This is a genomic window from Dictyobacter alpinus (genome assembly GCF_003967575.1).
GTDB lineage: Bacteria > Chloroflexota > Ktedonobacteria > Ktedonobacterales > Ktedonobacteraceae > Dictyobacter > Dictyobacter alpinus.
Map to the genome: position 1 here is coordinate 1,676,651 of NZ_BIFT01000001.1, position 20,567 is coordinate 1,697,217.

At 51.3% G+C, this 20,567-nt stretch carries 19 protein-coding genes; 2 read left to right on the top strand and 17 right to left on the bottom strand.

Annotated features, from left to right (window positions below):
• Position 1: 1 nt before the first annotated feature.
• The 13 genes from EL633_RS06590 to EL633_RS06650 all read right to left on the bottom strand — a co-directional run bounded on the left by EL633_RS06590 (position 2) and on the right by EL633_RS06650 (position 10,060).
• A complete protein-coding gene (locus tag EL633_RS06590) occupies positions 2-154 on the bottom strand; it encodes a CcmD family protein (RefSeq protein WP_218027427.1) in 153 nt (50 codons plus the stop codon).
• A gap of 19 nt (positions 155-173) precedes the next feature.
• Positions 174-920: a cytochrome c biogenesis protein CcsA gene (gene ccsA / locus EL633_RS06595; protein ID WP_126626419.1), complete on the bottom strand. Its 747-nt coding sequence runs from the start codon at positions 918-920 to the stop codon at positions 174-176.
• An 87-nt stretch (positions 921-1,007) separates the two neighbouring features.
• On the bottom strand, positions 1,008-1,697 hold the full coding sequence (locus EL633_RS06600; RefSeq protein ID WP_126626420.1) for a heme exporter protein CcmB: 690 nt from the start codon (positions 1,695-1,697) through the stop codon (positions 1,008-1,010).
• Complete coding sequence (ccmA, locus tag EL633_RS06605) at positions 1,694-2,464, bottom strand: heme ABC exporter ATP-binding protein CcmA (protein ID WP_126626421.1); 771 nt, start codon at positions 2,462-2,464, stop codon at positions 1,694-1,696. The genes EL633_RS06600 and ccmA overlap by 4 nt, the downstream gene beginning before the upstream one ends.
• Positions 2,461-3,708, bottom strand: a complete 1,248-nt coding sequence (locus tag EL633_RS06610) for a carboxypeptidase-like regulatory domain-containing protein (protein WP_126626422.1) — start codon at positions 3,706-3,708, stop codon at positions 2,461-2,463. Before EL633_RS06610 ends, ccmA begins: the two co-directional genes overlap by 4 nt.
• Positions 3,686-4,045 (bottom strand): hypothetical protein, encoded by a 360-nt coding sequence (locus EL633_RS06615; RefSeq protein ID WP_126626423.1) that lies wholly within the window; start codon positions 4,043-4,045, stop codon positions 3,686-3,688. Before EL633_RS06615 ends, EL633_RS06610 begins: the two co-directional genes overlap by 23 nt.
• Positions 4,045-4,635: a cytochrome c-type biogenesis protein gene (locus EL633_RS06620; protein WP_126626424.1), complete on the bottom strand. Its 591-nt coding sequence runs from the start codon at positions 4,633-4,635 to the stop codon at positions 4,045-4,047. Before EL633_RS06620 ends, EL633_RS06615 begins: the two co-directional genes overlap by 1 nt.
• A complete protein-coding gene (locus EL633_RS06625) occupies positions 4,632-6,665 on the bottom strand; it encodes a heme lyase CcmF/NrfE family subunit (RefSeq protein WP_126626425.1) in 2,034 nt (677 codons plus the stop codon). Before EL633_RS06625 ends, EL633_RS06620 begins: the two co-directional genes overlap by 4 nt.
• A 9-nt stretch (positions 6,666-6,674) precedes the next feature.
• Entirely contained in the window at positions 6,675-7,130 is a 456-nt protein-coding gene (locus tag EL633_RS06630; protein ID WP_126626426.1) for a cytochrome c maturation protein CcmE, read from the bottom strand.
• A gap of 47 nt (positions 7,131-7,177) precedes the next feature.
• Positions 7,178-7,636, bottom strand: a complete 459-nt coding sequence (locus EL633_RS06635; protein WP_126626427.1) for a hypothetical protein — start codon at positions 7,634-7,636, stop codon at positions 7,178-7,180.
• 13 nt (positions 7,637-7,649) lie between these two features.
• Entirely contained in the window at positions 7,650-8,270 is a 621-nt protein-coding gene (locus EL633_RS06640; protein ID WP_161981999.1) for a peroxiredoxin family protein, read from the bottom strand.
• Between the two features lie 516 nt (positions 8,271-8,786).
• Positions 8,787-9,401: a type 1 glutamine amidotransferase domain-containing protein gene (locus EL633_RS06645; RefSeq protein WP_126626429.1), complete on the bottom strand. Its 615-nt coding sequence runs from the start codon at positions 9,399-9,401 to the stop codon at positions 8,787-8,789.
• 95 nt (positions 9,402-9,496) lie between these two features.
• On the bottom strand, positions 9,497-10,060 hold the full coding sequence (locus EL633_RS06650; RefSeq protein WP_126626430.1) for a GNAT family N-acetyltransferase: 564 nt from the start codon (positions 10,058-10,060) through the stop codon (positions 9,497-9,499).
• 579 nt (positions 10,061-10,639) lie between these two features.
• Here EL633_RS06650 and EL633_RS06655 point away from each other — a divergent pair.
• A complete protein-coding gene (locus tag EL633_RS06655) occupies positions 10,640-14,089 on the top strand; it encodes an RHS repeat-associated core domain-containing protein (protein ID WP_126626431.1) in 3,450 nt (1,149 codons plus the stop codon).
• A gap of 401 nt (positions 14,090-14,490) precedes the next feature.
• Positions 14,491-15,054 (top strand): RHS repeat-associated core domain-containing protein, encoded by a 564-nt coding sequence (locus EL633_RS06660; RefSeq protein WP_126626432.1) that lies wholly within the window; start codon positions 14,491-14,493, stop codon positions 15,052-15,054.
• 1,259 nt (positions 15,055-16,313) lie between these two features.
• Here EL633_RS06660 and EL633_RS06665 read toward each other — a convergent pair.
• The 4 genes from EL633_RS06665 to EL633_RS06680 form a co-directional block, all read right to left on the bottom strand.
• A complete protein-coding gene (locus tag EL633_RS06665) occupies positions 16,314-16,961 on the bottom strand; it encodes a response regulator (RefSeq protein WP_126626433.1) in 648 nt (215 codons plus the stop codon).
• A 154-nt stretch (positions 16,962-17,115) separates the two neighbouring features.
• Complete coding sequence (locus tag EL633_RS06670; RefSeq protein ID WP_126626434.1) at positions 17,116-19,125, bottom strand: ATP-binding response regulator; 2,010 nt, start codon at positions 19,123-19,125, stop codon at positions 17,116-17,118.
• A gap of 176 nt (positions 19,126-19,301) precedes the next feature.
• Positions 19,302-19,715: a hypothetical protein gene (locus tag EL633_RS06675; RefSeq protein ID WP_126626435.1), complete on the bottom strand. Its 414-nt coding sequence runs from the start codon at positions 19,713-19,715 to the stop codon at positions 19,302-19,304.
• A gap of 203 nt (positions 19,716-19,918) precedes the next feature.
• Positions 19,919-20,533, bottom strand: a complete 615-nt coding sequence (locus EL633_RS06680) for a cytochrome c oxidase subunit 3 (protein ID WP_126626436.1) — start codon at positions 20,531-20,533, stop codon at positions 19,919-19,921.
• Positions 20,534-20,567: the final 34 nt, after the last annotated feature.

Here is a 20,567-nt window from a genome sequence, read left to right on the forward strand (position 1 = left end):
CTTAATCTTCCTTTTCTTGCTGGTATTCACGTACCAGTTCTTCTACGGCGGCCAGTTCGGTACGTACACCACGCAGGCGCATGGCTAAGACGGCCAGATACAAGCAGATGCCCAACCAGGCAATAATATAAGCAATAATCAAATATGTTTGCACGATGTTTGTCCTCTTTTTTTTATTCCACGCTGGCACGCAATTGCTGTGCCGCCGCCTGTAGGCGCTGTAGATGATAGGCCTGCACCAGCATAAAAGCGTATAACAATGTGATCGCAAGCAGTGAGACCAGCAAGGTTGTCACGGCCTGCGGGGGGAGTGCTCCATTGGCATTCAACTGGGCGGTTGGATGCTGCCCGCGCCACCAGTTCACTGATAGATAGATGATTGGCACGTCGATAGCTCCAATGATACCAATAACGGCACCGGCTCGTGCGCCATCGCTTCCTGGTCCCATATAGCTGCGCAGCATGATATAGCCGACATACATAAACCAGAGAATCAAGGTAGCTGTCAGGCGTGCATCCCAGACCCACCAGGCACCCCAGATGGGCTTGCCCCATAGTGAGCCAAGGATCAATGTAATCGTCAAAAAGACCACTCCAACTTCGGCGGAGGCGCGGGACAGCCAATCCAGCCGTTGATCCCTTTTGAAGAGATAGACGATACCACTAACTGCGAGAATCACAAATGAGAGCATTCCTACCCATGCCGTTGGGACGTGGAAGTAGAAAATACGCTGTGTCTCGCCCTGCAGCGCATCCAGAGGAGCATAGAAAAAGATCATCCAGAGCGACACGGATAGCGTGAGGGCGGTAAGTCCTCCCAGGATAAGTGATACCAGGGGCAAGCGCGATTGAGCCGCTACGGACTGGTGGCGCGCGACACGTTGTCCCTGTGCATCGGGTAGCTGATTTGCTAAAGCCATAAAAACGTTCCTCAAAAGGGCTCCCCTCAAGATGGATCGCCTGGAACGGCGCTACGAGATCATCTGGAGTCCCTATAAGCTAGCTAATTATTCCTCAACAACATATTGAAAAAGCAGCGTCGAGACGCTGAGAAAAATCACATCAAAGGCGATCAGCAGTCCTAACCATGGTGGCTCGTTGACTGCTGGCACCAGTAACATACTGGTTGCGCGCACCGCGCTGATAACGACCGGTACGACCAATGGAAAAATCAGAATCGGCAATAATAATTCTTTGGCCTGGGTGGTTGCCGCCATGACCGAGAAAAGTGTGCCGACCGCGGCAATTCCCAGGGCTCCGAGCAAGGCAATCGGCATCAGTGCCAACAAGGTTGATCCCTGCCAGATGGGTAGATTAAACAGGACCGCAAAAACTGGCAAGGCAATAATTTCTACTACTCCGATAAATAGCAAATTTCCCAGTAGTTTGGCAAGATAGATGGCTTTGCGATCAACCGGCGTCAGTAATAACCGATCCAGCATACTTTGCTCGCGCTCAGCCGCCACGGTCCGTCCCAGTCCCAGCAGGCTAGCGAAAATAAAGGCCACCCAGAGCGCACCGGGAGCGATATCAGCCACATTACTGGCATGCAGGTCAAAAGTAAAATTAAAGATTACCAGCACCAGCAAGGCGAACATACCCATTCCGATCCAGGTCTGTTTGCTGCGTAGCTCGTAGCGAATATCTTTCCAAAGGACCGCCCAGAGCTGACTGAAGAAGAGGCGCGCCATTGTCATGTCACGACCTCCTGGTAGCGCTGGACAAGCTCCTCATGCGTCAGGCTTGCCGCCTCGTGTTGATAGACCACACGTCCTCCTGCCAGGATCACAATATGATCGCTCCAGGTCAAGGCTCGCTCTAGATTATGGGTGGTAAACAGTATACTACCACCACGCGTCGTATGTTCTGCTAACAGGACCTCGACCAACCGATTACCATCCTGATCCAGACCAGTATCGGGCTCATCAAGTAAGAGCAGGCTGGGGCTATGTAATAAGGCTCTGACCCAGGCGACGCGCTGCACCTGTCCACGTGAGAGGGAGCGAATTCTATCTTTCGTGCGCCGCTCCATGCCAACCTGCTGCAACAGCGCCATGGCTCGTTCGCGTGCCTGTTTCACCCCATAGAGCTGACCAAAGAACAGGAGATTCTCCAATACCGTCAGCTCTTCGTAGAGATAAGGCTGATGGGCCACAAAACCGATCCGCCGACGAATCTCCTGTAGCTCATAACGACTATCCAGACCTTCTATCAAGAATGTACCAGAGCCGGCTTTACCCAGGCCTGCCAGGATACGCAGGAGCGTCGTTTTGCCGGCGCCATTTGCTCCCAGCAAGACCATACGTTGTCCGCGCGGTAAGGCCAGATTGATATTACGCAGCACAGGCTTCAGGGCATAACTCTTCTTGAGGTGAGAGATTTCGATTGCCAATGCAACCGTCTCATCTCCATCAGGAAGTTCTATCTGCTGTATCCCCACTGTCCCCTTGCCTACCCTGCTCATCGCCGCGCACTCTCCTTTTCGCTCATCAATGTCCGCAGACGAGCCTTGGTTCGATTGCGCTGTTTTTCATAGCGCTCTTTATTGATTTTGCCAGCTTCATACTCTTTGTCAAGTGTTAGTAGTTCCTGTAACAGAGCCTGCTCACTACCTGCCTCGGCCTCGGGTGCTTTCTCAGCCACCGTTTTCTGGACATCCTTCTTCTGCTTAACAGGACTGGCCTGACGTTTGCGTCTGGCGCGTAACAAGAACCAGGTCATTACCAGCAGAGCGACCACGACCAGCAGACCAACGAGCAACCAGATCAAGCCGGCGTTAAATGATGGGGAATTATCATTGGCGTTCGGCACCGTCAGTCCATCTATTGTCAGCGAGACACGGCTATGCGCGGGCAATACCGAGCTCTTAAATGCATGGTAGGCATGATTATCAGCGTTCACCACACCGCTTGAGGTTACATCATGCGAGCTAGCATGCAAGCCTGGATCGACCAGTATAGAGAGAGAGACCGTTGGATATTGAGTCTGATAGATGAAATTATAGCTGGAACTGCTATAAGGCACCTCATAGGAATAAGAGAACTCGTTGCTTCCCGGTAACAGGGCCGCGTCAGACGCAAAGCCTTCTGGCACCTGCAGTACCTCATAACCTGTGAATCCATTCCCCAGTGTGATGTTTTTGACGCCTGCTGGTAAGGAGAACAGGAGGGCATTGGGCTTACCCTTACTGGCATTCAAGGATCCAACATAGGTCTTATTATTCAGGTTCTGGAAGGAGAAGACCTGCGAAACGTTGAGCAAACCCTTCGAGGGATCAGCCTGGCGGATCAGCAGGGTGGATTGCACGATGGCGACATTATCGGTACTTGTCGTAGCCTCATAAACCTGCACATTGGCAACCTGGCCGGACTGTGTGTTCAGGGTTACAGCTTTACTGATATACTGGGCCTTCTGAAAGTTGGTGTAGACCACATAGTTGATAGTCTGGTCGGTGGCCAGTTTTGTGAACGAGAATTTGCCCTGGGCATCAGTTTTGACCGTGCCAACGTCCCGTGTACTGCTCCCCTGCGCCATCTGCAAGGTCACTGGCTGGTTAGCAACAGGCGCACTTTTATTAGTCGCATTGACTACCTGTCCCGAGATCTGGCCATCTTCGGTGGCGGCATGGGCCATAGGAGCCTGCCAGAACAGCAACAGCAGCGAGAACAGTGCGAGCAATAGCAGGCTACTCTTGATCGGTTTTCGCATAGGACTCCTTTAGTTTTTGCAACTGTTCTTCAATCTCTGTATCAATCTCTTGTTCACGCTCATAACGGGACTTCAAGGCGGTGAGGGCACGACGCATATAGCGCTCACGTAAAGAACGATAATCGGGTTCCTCAATATTGCCCAGTTGATAATCCAGTTCAACTTCCTGGATAGCCGAACGAGCAAGTTGCTCACTTTCAGCCAGTTCGCTTGACTCGACCATGGGCTCGTTTGTCTCTCCATTGGCTGGCTTGTTTTGTGCTGGCCGTCGATAGAGCGGATATAATACAAATGCCAGTGCCAGCAGCCCCAGCACAACGGCAATAAGCAGCGCCATCAGTTTGCCTCCCTTATGGGTCGCCTGAAGAGCGGGTCATCAACGGCAAGTTCTTGTTCAAGTTGAGCACGATAGCGCTCTAAATCTGCATCCTCTGCATTCAGGATTACTGGTTCCGCGCTAGCATCGGCAGGCTGGACAGTGGTTGAAGTCGCTGGAGCCAGACGCGCATCTTTGCTCCAATCCCGTACTACCAGAAAAAGGAAGATAAATCCGGCCAGCATCAGCACGATCGGAACAATCCAGGCCAGCAGGGTAAAGCCTTGCCACTGTGGGACCCAGACAATATTCCCTTCCCCATAACGACTGGCGAAATATTGGATGATCTCAGAGTCGGATTTACCAGCCTGGACCTGCTGGCGAATAATGCCGCGCATCTGTAATGCCAGCCCTGATGGGGCGTCTGCTACCGATTCTCCCTGACACACGGGACAACGTAGCTGCGCTGCGATGTTGTGGACCCGTTGATCGACCGTTGGCTGCTTCGGGGTCGCGAATAATAACCAGGACCAGACAGCGGCGATCAGGGCAACGGTGGCCAGCAGTAGAAAGAGCGAACGTTTCTGGGAAAGCTTGTTTTTCGCCATCATGCGATCACACCTCCATCCGCGACTTGCTCCGGCTTCTCTTTAACGCTCTCTTTTTCAACCACTGTACGCGGCCGCACCGCAGTAGCGAGGCGGCGGCGCGTCGGCCACCAGCAGAGAATGCCACCCAGGATCATCAACAGGCCTCCCCACCAGACAAAGGGAACGAGAGGATTAATAAAGACACGGATCGTAGCCTGCGCGGCCCCTTGCCAATCCGCCAGATAGACATATACATCGGTCGCCACAAAGGTCTTGATCTCAATGACGCTGGTTGGCTGATCAGGATAGTTGCTATAGATCACACGACCGGGATACACATAGCTTTGTAGCTTGCCATCACGCCAGATCTGTACCTGGGCAGAGATCGTCTCTTTATCGCTATCCTTTTCATCAATATTGCCCAGATAGGTGAGGCGATAACCCGCCACATTCATATCCTGTCCCGGTTTGAGCGTAGCATCCTGCTGCTGCTGAAAATAATGCGAACCAATGATACCCGCCACCAGGAAGACCAGTCCCAGGTGCACAATATAGCCACCATAGCGCTGACGATAGCGCTGGAAGAGCATATAGACCGCTCGTGGATAGGATTCACCATGGCGATGGCGCACACGCGCTCCACGCCAGATTTCATACAGGATGGCGCCAGCGGTAAAAGTACAGACGGTAAAACCAATATTGGCCGCCACATCGGTAATGCCCAGCACAGGTAAGACCAGAGCACAGAGCGCCGCCAGAATGGCAGGAGTACTGATATTGCGCCAGAGGGCCGTCAAAGAGGTACGTCTCCAGGCCAGGAGAGGGCCAATACCCATCGCCAGCACCAGCAGTACGATCATTGGGGCGACCACCTGATTATAAAATGGTGGTCCCATCGTCATTGTCTGGCCTCTAAACGACGCCGAGATCAATGGGAAGAGGGTGCCCCATAAGATGGCAAAGGTCATACCAACCAGCAAAAGATTATTCAGCAGGAAAACACCCTCACGCGACACCACGGAGTCAAACTCCTGTTCAGCGCGCAAGGCTGGCAGGCGGAAAAAGAAGAGGGCGCTCGAAAAGAGCAGCACCACCGCCAGAAAACCAAAGAAGTAGGCCCCGATATCTGAATAGGCAAACGAGTGGACAGAGCTAATCAGTCCACTGCGCACCTCAAAGGTGCCAAAAATAGAGAGGGCAAAGGAGGCAATGACCAGGAAGAGGTTCCAGACCTTTAACATACCGCGTCGCTCTTGTACCATGGTTGAATGCAGGAACGCGGTCGCGGTCAGCCACGGCAGCAGCGCGGCATTCTCAACAGGATCCCAGCCCCAATAGCCACCCCAACCCAATACATGATAGGCCCACCAGGCACCTAACAGCAACCCGGCCGTTTGCAAGGTCCAGGCCGCCAGCATCCAGCGACGAATCGAACGTAACCATTCAGCATTCAAGCGTCCTGTGATCAGGGCCGCCACCGCAAAGGCAAACGGTAACGAAAAGCTCATATATCCCATTAATAGCATCGGCGGATGCACCAGCATACCTGGATCCATCAACAAAGGATTCAAGCCAGCGCCATCTTTAGGCGCCACGGCCGAACGTACAAAGGGATTCGACAGGGTCGCCAGCATCAGCAGGAAGAAGCTTTCGATCCCCATCAGGGTCGCCATCACATAAGGAACAAACGCTGAGGGCGCCCGTTTAGAGGTAACCACAAATAGGGCGGAGAAGAGTGAGAGCACTAATGCCCAGTAAAGCAATGACCCTTCCTGCCCACCATAGAAAGCCGCCGTAACAAAATACCAGGCCATCGAGAGGCTTGAATGCTCGGCCACATAGTTGACCCCGAAATCATGTCTCAAAAACGAGATCACCAGGGCCGCCGAAGCCAGCAACAAAAAGAAGGTCACGGCGAGCAGGCTACGCTTCGCACTGGCCACCAATGGTGGAGCGGAACGCATGGCCCCCAAAATGGAGGCAATCACAGTGTACAGAGCGAAGCCCAGGGCCAGGATAAGAGCGATAATGCCAAGATCTGAAAAATACACAGTCAATCCTTATTTCGCTGTAGGGGTCGCAGACTGAAACTTAGATGGACACTTGGCCAGCAAGGTTTGCGCCTCAAATGGACCACTGCCAGTATAATGTCCCTCTACGACCACTTGAACGCCAGGCTTGAAAATGTCTGGCACAACACCGCTATAGGTGACAGGTAACGTCTGATTGCTATCCGTAATAGAGAAAGAGACGCTCTGAGTCTGATCATTGCGTTTAATAGTATTTTTTTCCACGATCCCCGAAACACGAACCGAGCGCGCAACGCAGTCCGAACAATGATGCAACTCGGGTACCGTCAAATAATAGACTGCACTACTCTGAGTGTTGGCATAGACCAGATAAATCATCGCCCCCAGAATAGCGATACCAGCCAGAATAAAGCTAAGCGGGACGCGCTTACGCGGCTGTGCCGTCTTCCTCTGCCCGTCCTTAGAAACATTTAAAGCAGGCTGCACAATACGACCTCCATCAAATAACAGTGCTCATATGCTGTGATTGCTGTTCAATAGCGCGTGATCGCCATCTCAAACAGCGAATTGAGAAGCGCGCCAAGGATAAATACCAGGATGCCCAGGGCTAACATGAGTTGTGGTGCGGCCTTTGAGAGTCGCGTTGTACGCCTGGCCAGGCGGCGGATATTGCTTTGTCCCAGATACATTGCCAGTACAAACAGTCCCAATGCCCCTAAAATCTTGAGGGCCAGCACAATTATATACGGTAAACCCAGATTCGTCTGCGTGAGGCGATCAAACGCGAGATAGACACCACTGAGTAGCAGCACACCGACACAAATATTGACCATACTCTTAAAGAGTTGCGCCACCTTCGCAGCCACCTCTGGTGCAGGGCCCGCGCTACGCAAAGCTGGAATCACCACCACCAGATACATAAAACTGCCACCAACCCAGGCAGTCGCAGCCAGAATATGCACAAGGCGCACAAACCACTGTATCTCCCACATATTACCGGTGGCCTCATTTTTCCTGAAATTTTGCCATTTCTTGTTGCAGCCCGGCCGCATCAATCTCGCCAACCCAACGGGCCACGACCTTACCACTGCGATCAATGAAGAACGTTTCAGGCCTATTCGTGCCGCCATAGTCGGAAAAAGTATTGCCCGTCACGGTATCCGCAACACTGGTATAGCTCACACCATATTTTTGCAGAAATTTCGTACCGGCGCTAGATGGCTCTCCACCATTTATACCTAATAACACGACACCTTTAGCCTGGAGATCAGGCCAGGAGCGCTGTAAGAAAGGTGTCTCACGCACGCAAGGATCGCACCAAGATGCCCAGAAGTTGATAATCACTGGCTTACCCTTATAGTCGGATAGACTGACGCTTTTATTATTGCCATTGATGGTGGACAATGCAAAAGTGGGAGCAGCCTTACCGATCAAAGGACTCGGCGCGTCACCTGCGCTAATCAGCGTATCATCGGGCGAATGCGTAGCATTGGACTTCGACACAGGCGTCGTCAGCTGCGTCCACAACAAGACCAGCGCCCCGATGATTAAAATATTTGTCACGACAAAAACAACAACACTACGCTTACGCGATTTAGGATTGGTTATCGTCTGATTTGTTTCCATACAATGCCCAATTCTCACAGAATAAATAACAACGGTTTGATTATGGTGCTTGAGCCTGATAGCCAACTTGCAAGCCTTCACCATCACCTTACAAAGACCTGAACGTTTTCCGTGCTCAATTTCCCCACCCTTCCCCCTCCGGGGGAAAAGAGAGGGGAGGGAAGAGTTGCGAGGACACCTCGCGCTCCGTCATGGGCTGCCGCCCCTGCACCCCGCCTTTCATGTTGCCATCCCTGCATCCCGCTTTTATGCCGCCACCCCTGCACCCCGCTTTTATGCCGCCATCCCTGCACCCCGCTTTTATGCCGCCATCCCTGCACCCCGCTTTTAAATTGTATGGCGGGTTGAAAAAAGGTGCCGCAGCACCTTTTTTCAACCCGCCATACAATTTAAGGCAAGTCCCCGTCAGGGGACGAGTGTGGTCACACCATATAAACGCAATATAAAAAGGGTCAAACACATAAAAAGAGCTTTCCCACCCGAAAAGTGGGAAAGCTCTTTTTATGTGCGGATATTTTAGCCTGTAATAATATCCTGGGGAGATTGGGTCGTGGCTGAACCTGAAACCGCACCCTTCGCCTTATATTCAGCAAAGAGAGCAACCATCTCAGGATTGAACGCCGGCAAATCCTTAGGACTACGACTGGTAACCAGATTACGATCACGCACAACCTCTTTATCCACCCAATTACCACCCGCATTCCGGATATCATCCTGAATAGTATAGTAGCTCGTCAAAGTACGACCCTTCGCAACACCAGATGAAATCAGCAACCAGGGAGCATGGCAGATAACCGCCATTGGACGGCCACTTTTATCAATTTGCTGCACAAAATCCCGAGCCTTCTGCTCCATACGAATAGTGTCCGCATTGATCGCGCCACCAGGAAGGAGTATCGCATCAAAATCGCCAGGATTAGCCTGATCGAGAGTCATATCAACAGGAAAGCTATCAGCCTTCTCATCATGGTTTACACCCTGTACCTGACCGGCCTTCGGAGCGATAATCTTGGTGATCGCGCCAGCCTGATCAAGTGCTTTACGTGGCTCAGTCATCTCCGCCTGCTCAAAATCATCTGAGACCAGGATAGCCACACGCAACCCATCTAATTGTTTACCACTTGCTTGCATAATTCTGCCTTTCTCCTTCTACCTACTCTACATTTAGTGATTGACATCTATTATACGGATAGACATAAAAAAAGGAGTCTCAGCAATATGCACAATTATAACCACTTCACCATATGGAGATATGGATGTTGATAAAGCTGCACAACTTTATCCTGCTGATAGTTAAGATGTTGATAGAGGCGCTGCGCACGCTTGTTTTCTTGATCTACCAGTAGCGCGATTTTAGCTTCACCGGCGCTATTTCTGACCCGCTCCTCCGCCGCTGAGATTAAAGCTGTACCGATACCACGACCACCATAAGCCGGAGAGACTGAGAGTGTATCAATATACCACTCATCTTCATCCGCCTCTTTATCCAGGGTCAGAGAAGGATCCTGTTTCAGATGGCGCAAACGCTCAATAAGCGGACGATCCAGGGCCGCCGCCTGACTCCCATGATAGAAGATCAAGATACCCACGGCCTGCCCATCTTCTTGCGCCACCAGCATATTTTGATAGCTTAAACGATTATCCTCGCCCTCAAAAAAGGCCGTCAGGACACGCACAATTTCCGACATCTGTCCAGTGCCAGTCAACGTACTGGCAATCTCACCATTCGCCTGCAATATCAATGGGATGACCCTCGCGGCATCCTCTCTGCTAGCGGATCGAATCTTCATCCACGTCTATCCTTTCAAAGCTACCTGCCATCTATCGCCATCAGCATATCCCATAAAAGTGCAGGCACGCAAACCAGCACATCTTCTTTTTGTACTTTTCATTCTTCCATTTATGGATGAGCTTATACTAATATAAAGAAAAAGTAGAAAATCTTCAGAAATTGCTTAAAAAACCTCTTGTCATTTTCTCGCAACTTCGAGTATAATTGCTTTTGGCAACTATGCATGAAAAGTCACATTATTTTTATTTGGTTAGATAGATCAACATACTATTTCTTTTAGAAGAATAGATAGTTATCTTGCAAGAGTCGCATGAATCGCTCTTTCCTATTTTTTCTTGCGCTATTCATTGTTCCTCTTCTTTTTCAGGGATGCTTTTTGTCATGTTTGTGTATATATGCACAAAACATGCCTTTTTGATGCCTACACATCTTTCCAGAAGGATACTCTTTTTTTGTGCGTATTTTCAAAGAGGATCCTTTCCTCTGCCCTATATTTTTGTGCTCTTTTTTGTAGGAATGGATTTCACTATATGGATCGTTTTTTTCATCGATAGATTCGCATGAAACATCCTCTTCCATGAATGCAGTACCCATCACACAGGTAACGCGTTTATCCTGGACCTCTCTCTGGCGTCTCCTGCTGGTCATCAGCCTGACGACCGGAGCTATTTTAACCACGGTTATGGGCGCGACCCCTTCTGCCTATGCGGCAACGGCGGCAGCCACAGCAACCCCAACCACCGACCTGCCACCAACCTTTAGCGGGGTACGCACACCTCGTCGCAATGTGCCGGTTCCCACCAACGTTCATGACACCAGCTCACATGTGTCACCATTCAAGCCAGCCCAGGCTAAAACAGTCCAGGCTAAAGCAGCTGTGACCGTCAATGGCACCACCCCACTCAATGGTCTGGGTGATTCCTCCCTCTATACCTTCGTCGACAAGTCCTTGTCCGATCGGTTGGACCTCAAGGTCAACGTTGCCAACGGCAACCTGGTCCTGCACACGGTCGAGTTACAGGTGACCGGGACCGGGCTCAACAATACGGTTGGTGGCTACTATAACAGCCAGAACAACTGGTGGTTGGTCGATCATGGTACCAACTGGGGCTTCACCACCGGTCGCGGTGCCAGCCTGTACCTGGATGATGTGCCCAGCGGCGGCGGTATCAAATTGACCCTGCCCACAGGACTCAAAGCCTACTTTGCTCCTGATGGCAGTGGCGGCTACAAAGATGCCCCCAGCCTCAAAGCCACCCTCGTCCATCCTGATTCCGCCACCTATGAACTGCGCTTTCATCAAAGCGGTGAGCGCTGGATCTTCAATCAGTGGGGGACCCGCTACGAGGTACTGGACAAAAATAATAATCTGATCGATTATCATTATCTGTCGAATGGAGATTGGACGGGCACGACCGATACCCAGGATCGGACGCTGAGTACCACACTGGATGCCAATCACCTGGTGAAAACGGTCACCGATACTACCCTGGTCAATGGCAAGACACGTACCATCACGTATGGCTATGATGCGCAGCTCAATCTGACCAGTATCACCGATGCCAATAACAAGCAGACCATCTTCACCTATGATCCTAATGGCGATTCCGAACTGATGAGTATCAAGGATCCCCAGGGGCATACCACCACCATCACCTATGGCGCTACCGGTCAGGTCAGCACCATCACCGACGTCTATAACAAGCAGACCATCTTCACGTATAACAGTGGCAATACCGTCGTCAAGGATGTCAACGGGCACTCCACCACCTATACGTATCAGGCGAATCTGCAGGTGACCAAAACCACCAATGCCCTGGGCAAGAGCACCAATAGCAGCTTTGATGCCAACTCCTATAATGTCACGAAGTATGCGGACGCTCTGACCACGCAAACACCAACTGATTATCAATATGCGACCAACGGGCAAGTCTCCCAGATCACGGATCCCACGGGAGCGAGCACCAAGTTCACCTATTCGCCGTTGTCGGGTGGACAACAACAAAATGTGCCGTATCAGCCCACCACCGGGACGGATGCGCAGAATAATGTGACCACCAATGCCTACGACAATTATGGTAATCTGACCTCGAGTAGCGACACCACCGGTGGCAAAACCAATGGCAGCAAGCTGCAGTATTCCTACAACCTGGATGGCACGCCATCTGGCAGCAAGGATGCCAACGGTAACACCACCCTCTATGGCTATGATGGCAAGGGCAATCTGAATACGGTGACGCCGCCGGCACCAATGGGTAAAACCACTCTGACGTATGATGCGTTGAGCCGGGTGAGCACCGAAACGGACGGCGTGGGCAATAAGACCAGCTTCACCTACGATGTCTTTGATCGCATCCTCACCATCACCTATGGGACCGGCACCGCCAATGCCACTACCGTCACCTATACATATGACAATGACGGCAATGACCTGACTGAACAGGATGGCACCGGAACCACCACCTTTACCTATGATAACCTCAACCGTCAAACCAACAAACTCCTGCCAGGTGGCACCAACATTGTCAGTACCTTTGATAATATTGGCAACCTGACCAGTTTGAATGACGGTACCGGCCTGACCAAATACGGCTACAACGAAATCAACCTGATGACCACCCTGACCGATCCAGGCAATGCCATCACGACATATGGCTATGACGATGCCAATCGCAAGACCCGCATCCAATATCCCAATGGAACAGGTATGATCATGGGCTATGATGCGGCAGGTCGCCAGGTGAGCAACGTAGGGGGCAAGACCACCGGTAGTGGCAGCACGCTCGCTATCCCGAGTCCCTATACAGGCTATACTTACAACTATGGCTCTTCTACAGCTTCCAAAGAGGTCTTGCAAAGCGCGGTCAAGCATAGTGCCAATAATTACAGTGTCTACGGCACCTGGACCTATCAGTACGATAACCTCAATCGTTTGAGTGACGTCAAAAATCCGACGCAGCATTGGGCCATCGGCTATGATGCCAACGGCAACATGACCAGCAAACAGTATACGGGTGCGTCCAACTTTATCGCAACCTATACGAATTTTAATGCGGCCAATCAGCCAACCGGAGCGAGCAGCACCGGAAATTATGCCGGTCAGCCCGTCTCGGCGAGTGCGACCTATAGTTATGACGCCAACGGAAACCTGACCGCGATCACCAATAGCGGTGATTCGAAGGGAGCGTTGTCCCTGGCCCAAACCCATACCTACAACAACGCCAACCAGGATGTGAGTGGTGCTGGATCGACCAAGTCCTATACACAGAGCTATAGTGGAACCGACCAGACCCAGCGCGTCAACAACAACGGCACCAGTACCGTGTATACCGGCCTGGGCTTGAGCACCGAAAAAGTCGCGGGCAACACCACCGAGTATGTGCGCTGTAGTTGTGGTATGCTCAATAGTGAGCGTACGTCCGCGGGGAAGGTCTACTACTATCTCTTCGATGGACTCGGCTCGATTGTGGGCATGACCGACAGTGCCGGCAACATGGCCGCCAGTTACGACTACGATCCCTTCGGAGGCGTCGCTGGTAGCGTCATCCAAACCGGCGTCACCAATCCCTGGCAGTATGCTGGTGGCTACTATGACAGCACCACCGACCTGATCAAATTCGGCATTCGCTACTATGATGTCCGCTTCAATCGCTGGACCCAGCGCACACCCGTCGGCGGCACCCTACAGGAAACGCTCAAAGCCAACCCCTATGAGTATGCCGATGATAATCCTGTCAATGAGGTGGATCCCAGTGGAAGAATTAGCATCACTACAGATTGTATTGTAAAAGCTGCTGGACTTACGGGTATAGTTTCAGCTGTTGCAGGTATATTTTCATTCCTTGCTGACACTGGAGCAGGAGGTGCTGTAGGATTAGCGCTTGCGGCTGCAAGTGCCCCAGGAGATGTCGCCATCGCAGGTCTTGCAGTAAGCATGTTTATTGGGTTATCTGTAGTTGGTAGCATTATTGGCATTATTGGCATTATTCAGGGCGTCCCTGATGCCAAAAAAGCTTGTGGCATTTAGCTATATTCTAGCTAGTAATTTTAACTGAGAATGAAAGATCTCAGGCCTAGCAATTTGTGTAAAAGACGGCAAGAGGAAGATAGTATCGTATATATTATCTTCCTCGCATTAGCTATTTGGAGGAATACTTTGAAAAATCTCTCACTAATATTTGCTATTATTGGTACAGTAGCAGATGCAATAGCACTAATATTGATTATTTTACTATTTTTTGCACGTAAATACTTTACTACTTCATTAGTCTTAGAGTTTATAGGACTGATTATTTTACTAATATGCTTGGTAAGTTTTATACGTTATAAAGTACATAAAAAAAGCTAGAGTACTCACATTTCACAGTTTCAATCTGAAAAAAATAGAATAGTTGATAGGCTGCCCCAGTAAAGAAAAAACCTAGTGCAGTGACTGCAAGCGCAGATGATTCAAAGGGAGCGCTTTCCCTAGCCCAGACCCATACCTACAACAACGCCAACCAGGACGTAAGTGGTAGCGGTAGCGGCACTAGATCGACCAAGATCCAACGCGTCAAAAACAATGGCAACAGCACCATCTACACCGGCCTGGGCCTGAGTAGCGAGAAAGTAGCTGGCAACACCACCGAGTATGTCCACTTTAGTTGTGGTATGCTCAATAGTGAGCGTACTTCCGCGGGTAAGGTCTACTATTATCTCTTCGATGGACTCGGCTCCATCGTGGGCATGACCGACAGTGCCAGCTACGACTACGATCCCTTCGGAGGCGTCGCTGGCAGCGTCATCCAACCCCGCGTCACGAATCCCTGGCAGTATGCTGGTGGTTACTATGACAGCACCACCGACCTACTCAAGTTCGGCATTCGCTACTACGATGTCCGCTTCAATCGTTGGACCCAGCGCACACCCGTGGGCCGTAGCCTGCAGGAGACGCTCAAGGCTAAAGACGTTACGCTTAAGCACATTTTGCTAGAGATGGCCCGACGTGGTTAGCGGGCTAATCATACGTGGAGTGGGCGCCACACGCGAGGCCGGCATGCGGCATGATCAAGGGCGATACGTGTTGAGCAGGCATCGCATGCCTGTGGCGCCTACACTAATCATGTTTCTTCGAGCATGATCGTTGCGGAATGTTTAAACGCACGCATCATGGTTCGCGATCCTCTCCGTCAGGGAATGGAGCAGGATAGATGAACATGACCGGCCAAACGTTCCCCGTCAATGCGGTAATATCCAACGTGATTCGTGTAGGCGCCACAGCACTGCGAGTCGTTCTGACTCGTTGGCCCACGCAAACTCAGCAGTGCGGCCTCGCGTGTGGCGCCACTCCACGTACGACACGCTCGCCAGCCACGTCGAACCAATGCGCAAAAAGATGAATTTCACAACAGGCTCCAAACAGCCCTACAATATATTTCTGAGGCTTCTGCAATACCAACACCTGATTACCCGTCATATCAACCATAACAATGCCTATGATCCTTAAAATCGCAAATAATGGCATTGTATGATCAAATATAAAATTATTATGGTAAAAGCATTATTATACCCTACAGCATCAGCAGAATCTCACATCATCTTCAGACCATGCTCCCACACGTAGTTTGACATGCATGGGTGGTTGTCGTTCTGGCTTTTTACAGCGATTGATGCTCCCTCTTTTTCCACCTATCACCAGGACTTCAGCTCAGCAACTTAAAACATTTCTGCCAATGTCTCTAGCGTCTAAGTTCTTAAATGTCTTAAGTTGTTGAGCTCAGTCAGCAGACAAAGCGTATATCGCGTAGGCATCGCAGCCACACAAGGCCTTTTATAACCTGATGTTGCCTGATGACTTCCGCAGCAAGCTCTAAACAGCGCTACGATCGATTTCTGAGGCTTTTAAAATATCCTCATCACCATTTATCCATTACATCAAGAATAACGTCTCCTAAAGTCCTTACAATTGCAAATAATGGCATTTTACATTTTTAAAGGCTACCTGTTCGTGGGGCGAGGAGACGTCAATGTCCCTGTTTACGATCATGAGCACCGTGCACTCTGATCGGTGCCTTCAAAACGACCGGGGTTGGCTCTTCCGTGTAACGGCACGCCCTTGCGGCTGCCCCAGTTTACGTACGACCATACACAAACCTGAGGCTGACATGTATGAATGCGTCAGCCTCTAACGTGTTCGTGGTCGTACGTGGTGCTGGTCGCAGGGACGAGCCCTGCCAGTACGTTGGGAAGGATGCCTGGATGTGTAGGGGCGTTTATTTGCCGACGCTAAAAGCGATCTCGGGGGCCTTTTCGACCTGGGGGTGAGAAGAGCCGATCGTCCAGAGTAGGAGTCCGATGATGAGGATGGCGAGACCTATCAGGACGAGGGCGAACTGCCAGACCAGTCCTATGAGGGCCAGGAAGACGCCTGCGGCGGTTATGGCGGGCCAGATGCTGGGTGGGCTGTCTTTGCGGTAGGAGGCCAGCAGGATTGCCTCAGCTTCGGCTAGCCGTTCGCTTTGCTCACGTGTACGTGCCAGCAAGAGTTGATCAACGCCTGCGTGTAGTGCACGGGCGTCAAATGGTTTGCTCACATTGACGCTTTGCGTGCTTGCCGTGAGTACCTCATGCTGCTCCGCTCGGGGAGAATCCCAGGAGAGGACCACTGAGGGCAGAGTCGAGAGTTCTGAGTGGGACTGTACCGCGGACAATAGCGTCCAATCACAGGTCACACCGTCATCAACGTCCAGGATAAGCAGGTCCAGGGACGGTAGATCGGTTGAAGAAATAGTGGCTAAAGATGTCGCCTCGATTACCTTTAAACCGCGATGGCGTAAACCAAGGGTAATCAAGCGACGCATTAAAGGGTCAGCTTCCAGCACGAGTACCGTTGCAGCTGATGATTTCTGCCCTTGCGACATATATGCACCTCGATCGCTACAAAGTCAATCAGATAAGTTGGATTGCTTCACTGCTTTAAGCATACGAGGTTTACATTACAATATCTTTGCTTCTCTAAGAGATGCCCTTACAATGACCTGAATATTTTGTAAGTATAGAAGATGTTCGTTGAATTTACAAGCGCGCCAATTTATAGCCAACGTCAGGTACTGTCAGGATATATTCAGGGCGACGCGAATTGGCTTCGATTTTACGGCGCAAGCGGCTGATATAGACCCAGATGAAATCAATGTCGCGATTATATTCAGGTCCCCAGACTTTCTCAAGCAGCAACTCATGGGTCACCACCATGCCTACATTCTGGGCCAGGGTACTTAAAAGTTTATATTCGGTGCGGCTGAGTTGGACGGTGTTGCCGCGTACGGTTACCAGATGCTGCGCATAATCAATGCTTAATGCGCCGGTACTGAAGATGGTTTGGTTCTGGGTATGTTCAGAGGGTGGAGCCTGGCGGCGCAGGATGGCGCGCACACGGGCCAGCAGTTCTTTCATGCCAAAGGGCTTGAGGACCAGGTCATCTCCACCGAGATCCAGCAGTTGGACGCGCTCATCTTCTTCGCAGGCTTCGCAGAGCATCATGACCGGTGCATTGGAGAATTCGCGCATGCGTTGCAGCAGTTCAACCCCACTCATGTCCGCCAGTCGCGTCGAGAGCAGAATGATGTCCGGCTCCTCTAGGTTAAGTTGACGCAGAAATTGGATGCCATGGCTGACAACCTGAACACGGTATTGCTGTTCTTCAAGGTTGGCACGAATATAGCGGGCCAGACGAGCGTCATTCTCAGCCAGCAGGACACGGATATAGCGTCCTTGATTTAAGGGCGAGAGACGTGACTTGCGCTGCTGTACCGGGGCTGCCTCCGGCTCATCCAGTACAGCGGTTTGAGGCTGTACCCGGCGCACGGTTAGCGGCAAGGTAAATGAAAAGGTTGAGCCCTGGCCAGGGCCAGCCGAGTCGGCCCAGATGCGTCCATGATGCGCCTCGATCGTCGCACGAGCGGAAGAGAGTCCCAGGCCGCTCCCAGTCTGATGGCCGGTACTACCCTGATCACGGCGCTCAGGTCCAAAGGTGTGGGCCTTATTGGCGTGTTCGATACGATAGAAGCGATCAAAAATACGATCCAGGTGCTCGGATGCGATACCCACGCCTTCATCGGTGACACTAATGCGTACCTCTTCATCATTGGAATCCAGCATGAGGCGCACGATTTTGCCGGCCGCCGAATAGGTAACCGCGTTGTTGAGCAGATGGTTCAGGACCTGCTCGATACGCAAGGCGTCGCAGGTAACGGCAGGAATCCCCTCGGGCAGATCCAAGACAAAACTATGGTTCGGGGCCTGGTTTTGCCAGCGCTTGACCAGTTGTAGCAAGAGTTCGGCCAGTTGCACCTGTGAGAGCCGTAATGGCTGGGTGCCCGCATCAAAGCGCCAGACATCCAGCAGCGTATTCAACACATCATACAGGCGGTCAGACTGAGCATCGATCATCTGCAACATCTCACGCTGCATCGCGGGATCCCAGCGGGCCGAGCCTCCCAGTAAGGTGGTGGCACAGCCTTTGATGATAGCCAGCGGCGTCTTAAACTCATGGGCCGCCATCATCAATGTCTCGGCACGCGAATCTGAGGTTGAGCGTTCCAGCGTCACATCGTCGAGCAGGACGCCACGACCGAGTAAGATACCTTGCTCATTGCGCACCGGAAAACTACGTACGCGTAGCCAGTTAGCGGCCGCATCGGCCAGTGAAAGATCGGCGGAATATTCCTGGTCCAGATGCTGCCAGACCTGATCCAGTTCGGGCTGGGCCTGTTGTGGATCTGAAGCCAGTGAAAGGAGATGTTTGTGCACATCAAAATACTGCAAGCTGGCGGAATCAGAGCCCGCGACTCGCAGGAGGCGTAATGCGCTTTCATTTGAATAGGTGACACGTTCGTGCGCATTGAGTAGCATAAAGCCACTGCTCATACTCGCGCACATTTCGGCAAGTACTTGATACTCACGGGTAAATCCTGCCGGGATGCGCTCCGTGCCACTCACAGAGTCTTGCGCAAGTGGCAGCGCGTTTTCCGCAATCCACAAACTACCAGGATTTTTATCGTGATTTTGTTCAGTGAAGGAGGACATCCAAAACAACCCTTTCCCGCCTAATGATGATATGTAGCTGGCTATTTCATATTCTAGCAAAAAGAGTCAACCACGTACAACTCAACCAGTGGCGGTAAAGGAGCCTGGCAAGACGATTTAGCGGCCTGGAAACAAGATATTCAAGACGTACTTTTGGTATGCGGATAGTCAGGCATTTAATTGAGGCCCGCGATCATCACAATTAGCATGAGGTGCAGGAGCATCGCAAGGATGAGGGAACCGGCAATAAAGACAATCCAACGCCGATCATTGACATATTCGCGTACACGGGTAGAATAGGCATGCGGCCAGCGTTCGGCTGCGACCATGCCCATCGCGATGCGTAAACGCAAAGGCGAGCGCACCGGGGAGCGCCCCATCTCAGTCTGTAAGAACTGATGGCAGGATTTACATAATACCCATGAGAGACGAGGTTCAGGCACACCTTCCGGCTCCACCATCTCCACCGGATCTAACCAGATGCGACTGGTGCAGATCGAACAGTATTGAGGTGCCGAATTTTTTCGCTTCCGCATATCACCGTGCTGAACCACAACGGCAGGTTCTCCACTGTGCATTGCATCTTTCATACTACGCCCTTTCTGGCTCCAAAACAAGACGATATACGGGGAAGGCTGGCTTGCTTGCTCTATTGTAACATATTGTGTCTTTTTAACACGATAATAAAGAAGCCAGGGATACAAAAAACGGGTAAGAATAATGTGAAGGGTTTTTTATCATCCTGAGGACGATAAAAAACCCTTCAGTATACACCTCTATCCGGAAGATAGACTTAGCGCAGCAATGGTACCAGGTAAACGAGCGTAAACACGAAGACCCAGACCACGTCAACGAAGTGCCAGTACATCTCGGCAGCCTCAACGGCGAAGTGATTTTCCTTGGTGAAATGGCCACGCAGAGTGCGTACCAGCACCACCAGCAGGAAGATCGCACCGATCGTTACGTGCAGACCATGGAAGCCCGTCAACGTAAAGAATGCGGAGCCGAAAATGCTCGATGAGATCGTCATGTGCTCGTTCACGATCAGGTTGGTGTACTCATACGCTTGAAAGCCCAGAAAGGTCGCACCCAATAGGATTGTACCTATCAGGCCGATGATCAGATTTCTCCGATTGCCTTTGCGAATACCGGAACCTGCCATATGCACAAAGTAGCTACTAGATAACAGAATTGCGGTTGCTATGATCGGCAAAAGGATGGGACCTTCGAGCTTCCAGCCCACACCGCCATTACGGATTTCCAGATAGAGGAAAGCGGCGATCAGGTTGGCAAAGATCAGAGCTTCTGAGGCAATGAAGAAAACCATGCCCCACCAGTTGAGGCTACGTCCACTCTCCTGGCCATGCTCTTCCAGAATCCTTACCTGCTCGCCATGAGCAGTACTCATACAAGTAACTCCCTAACTCTACAAAGATGAGGCT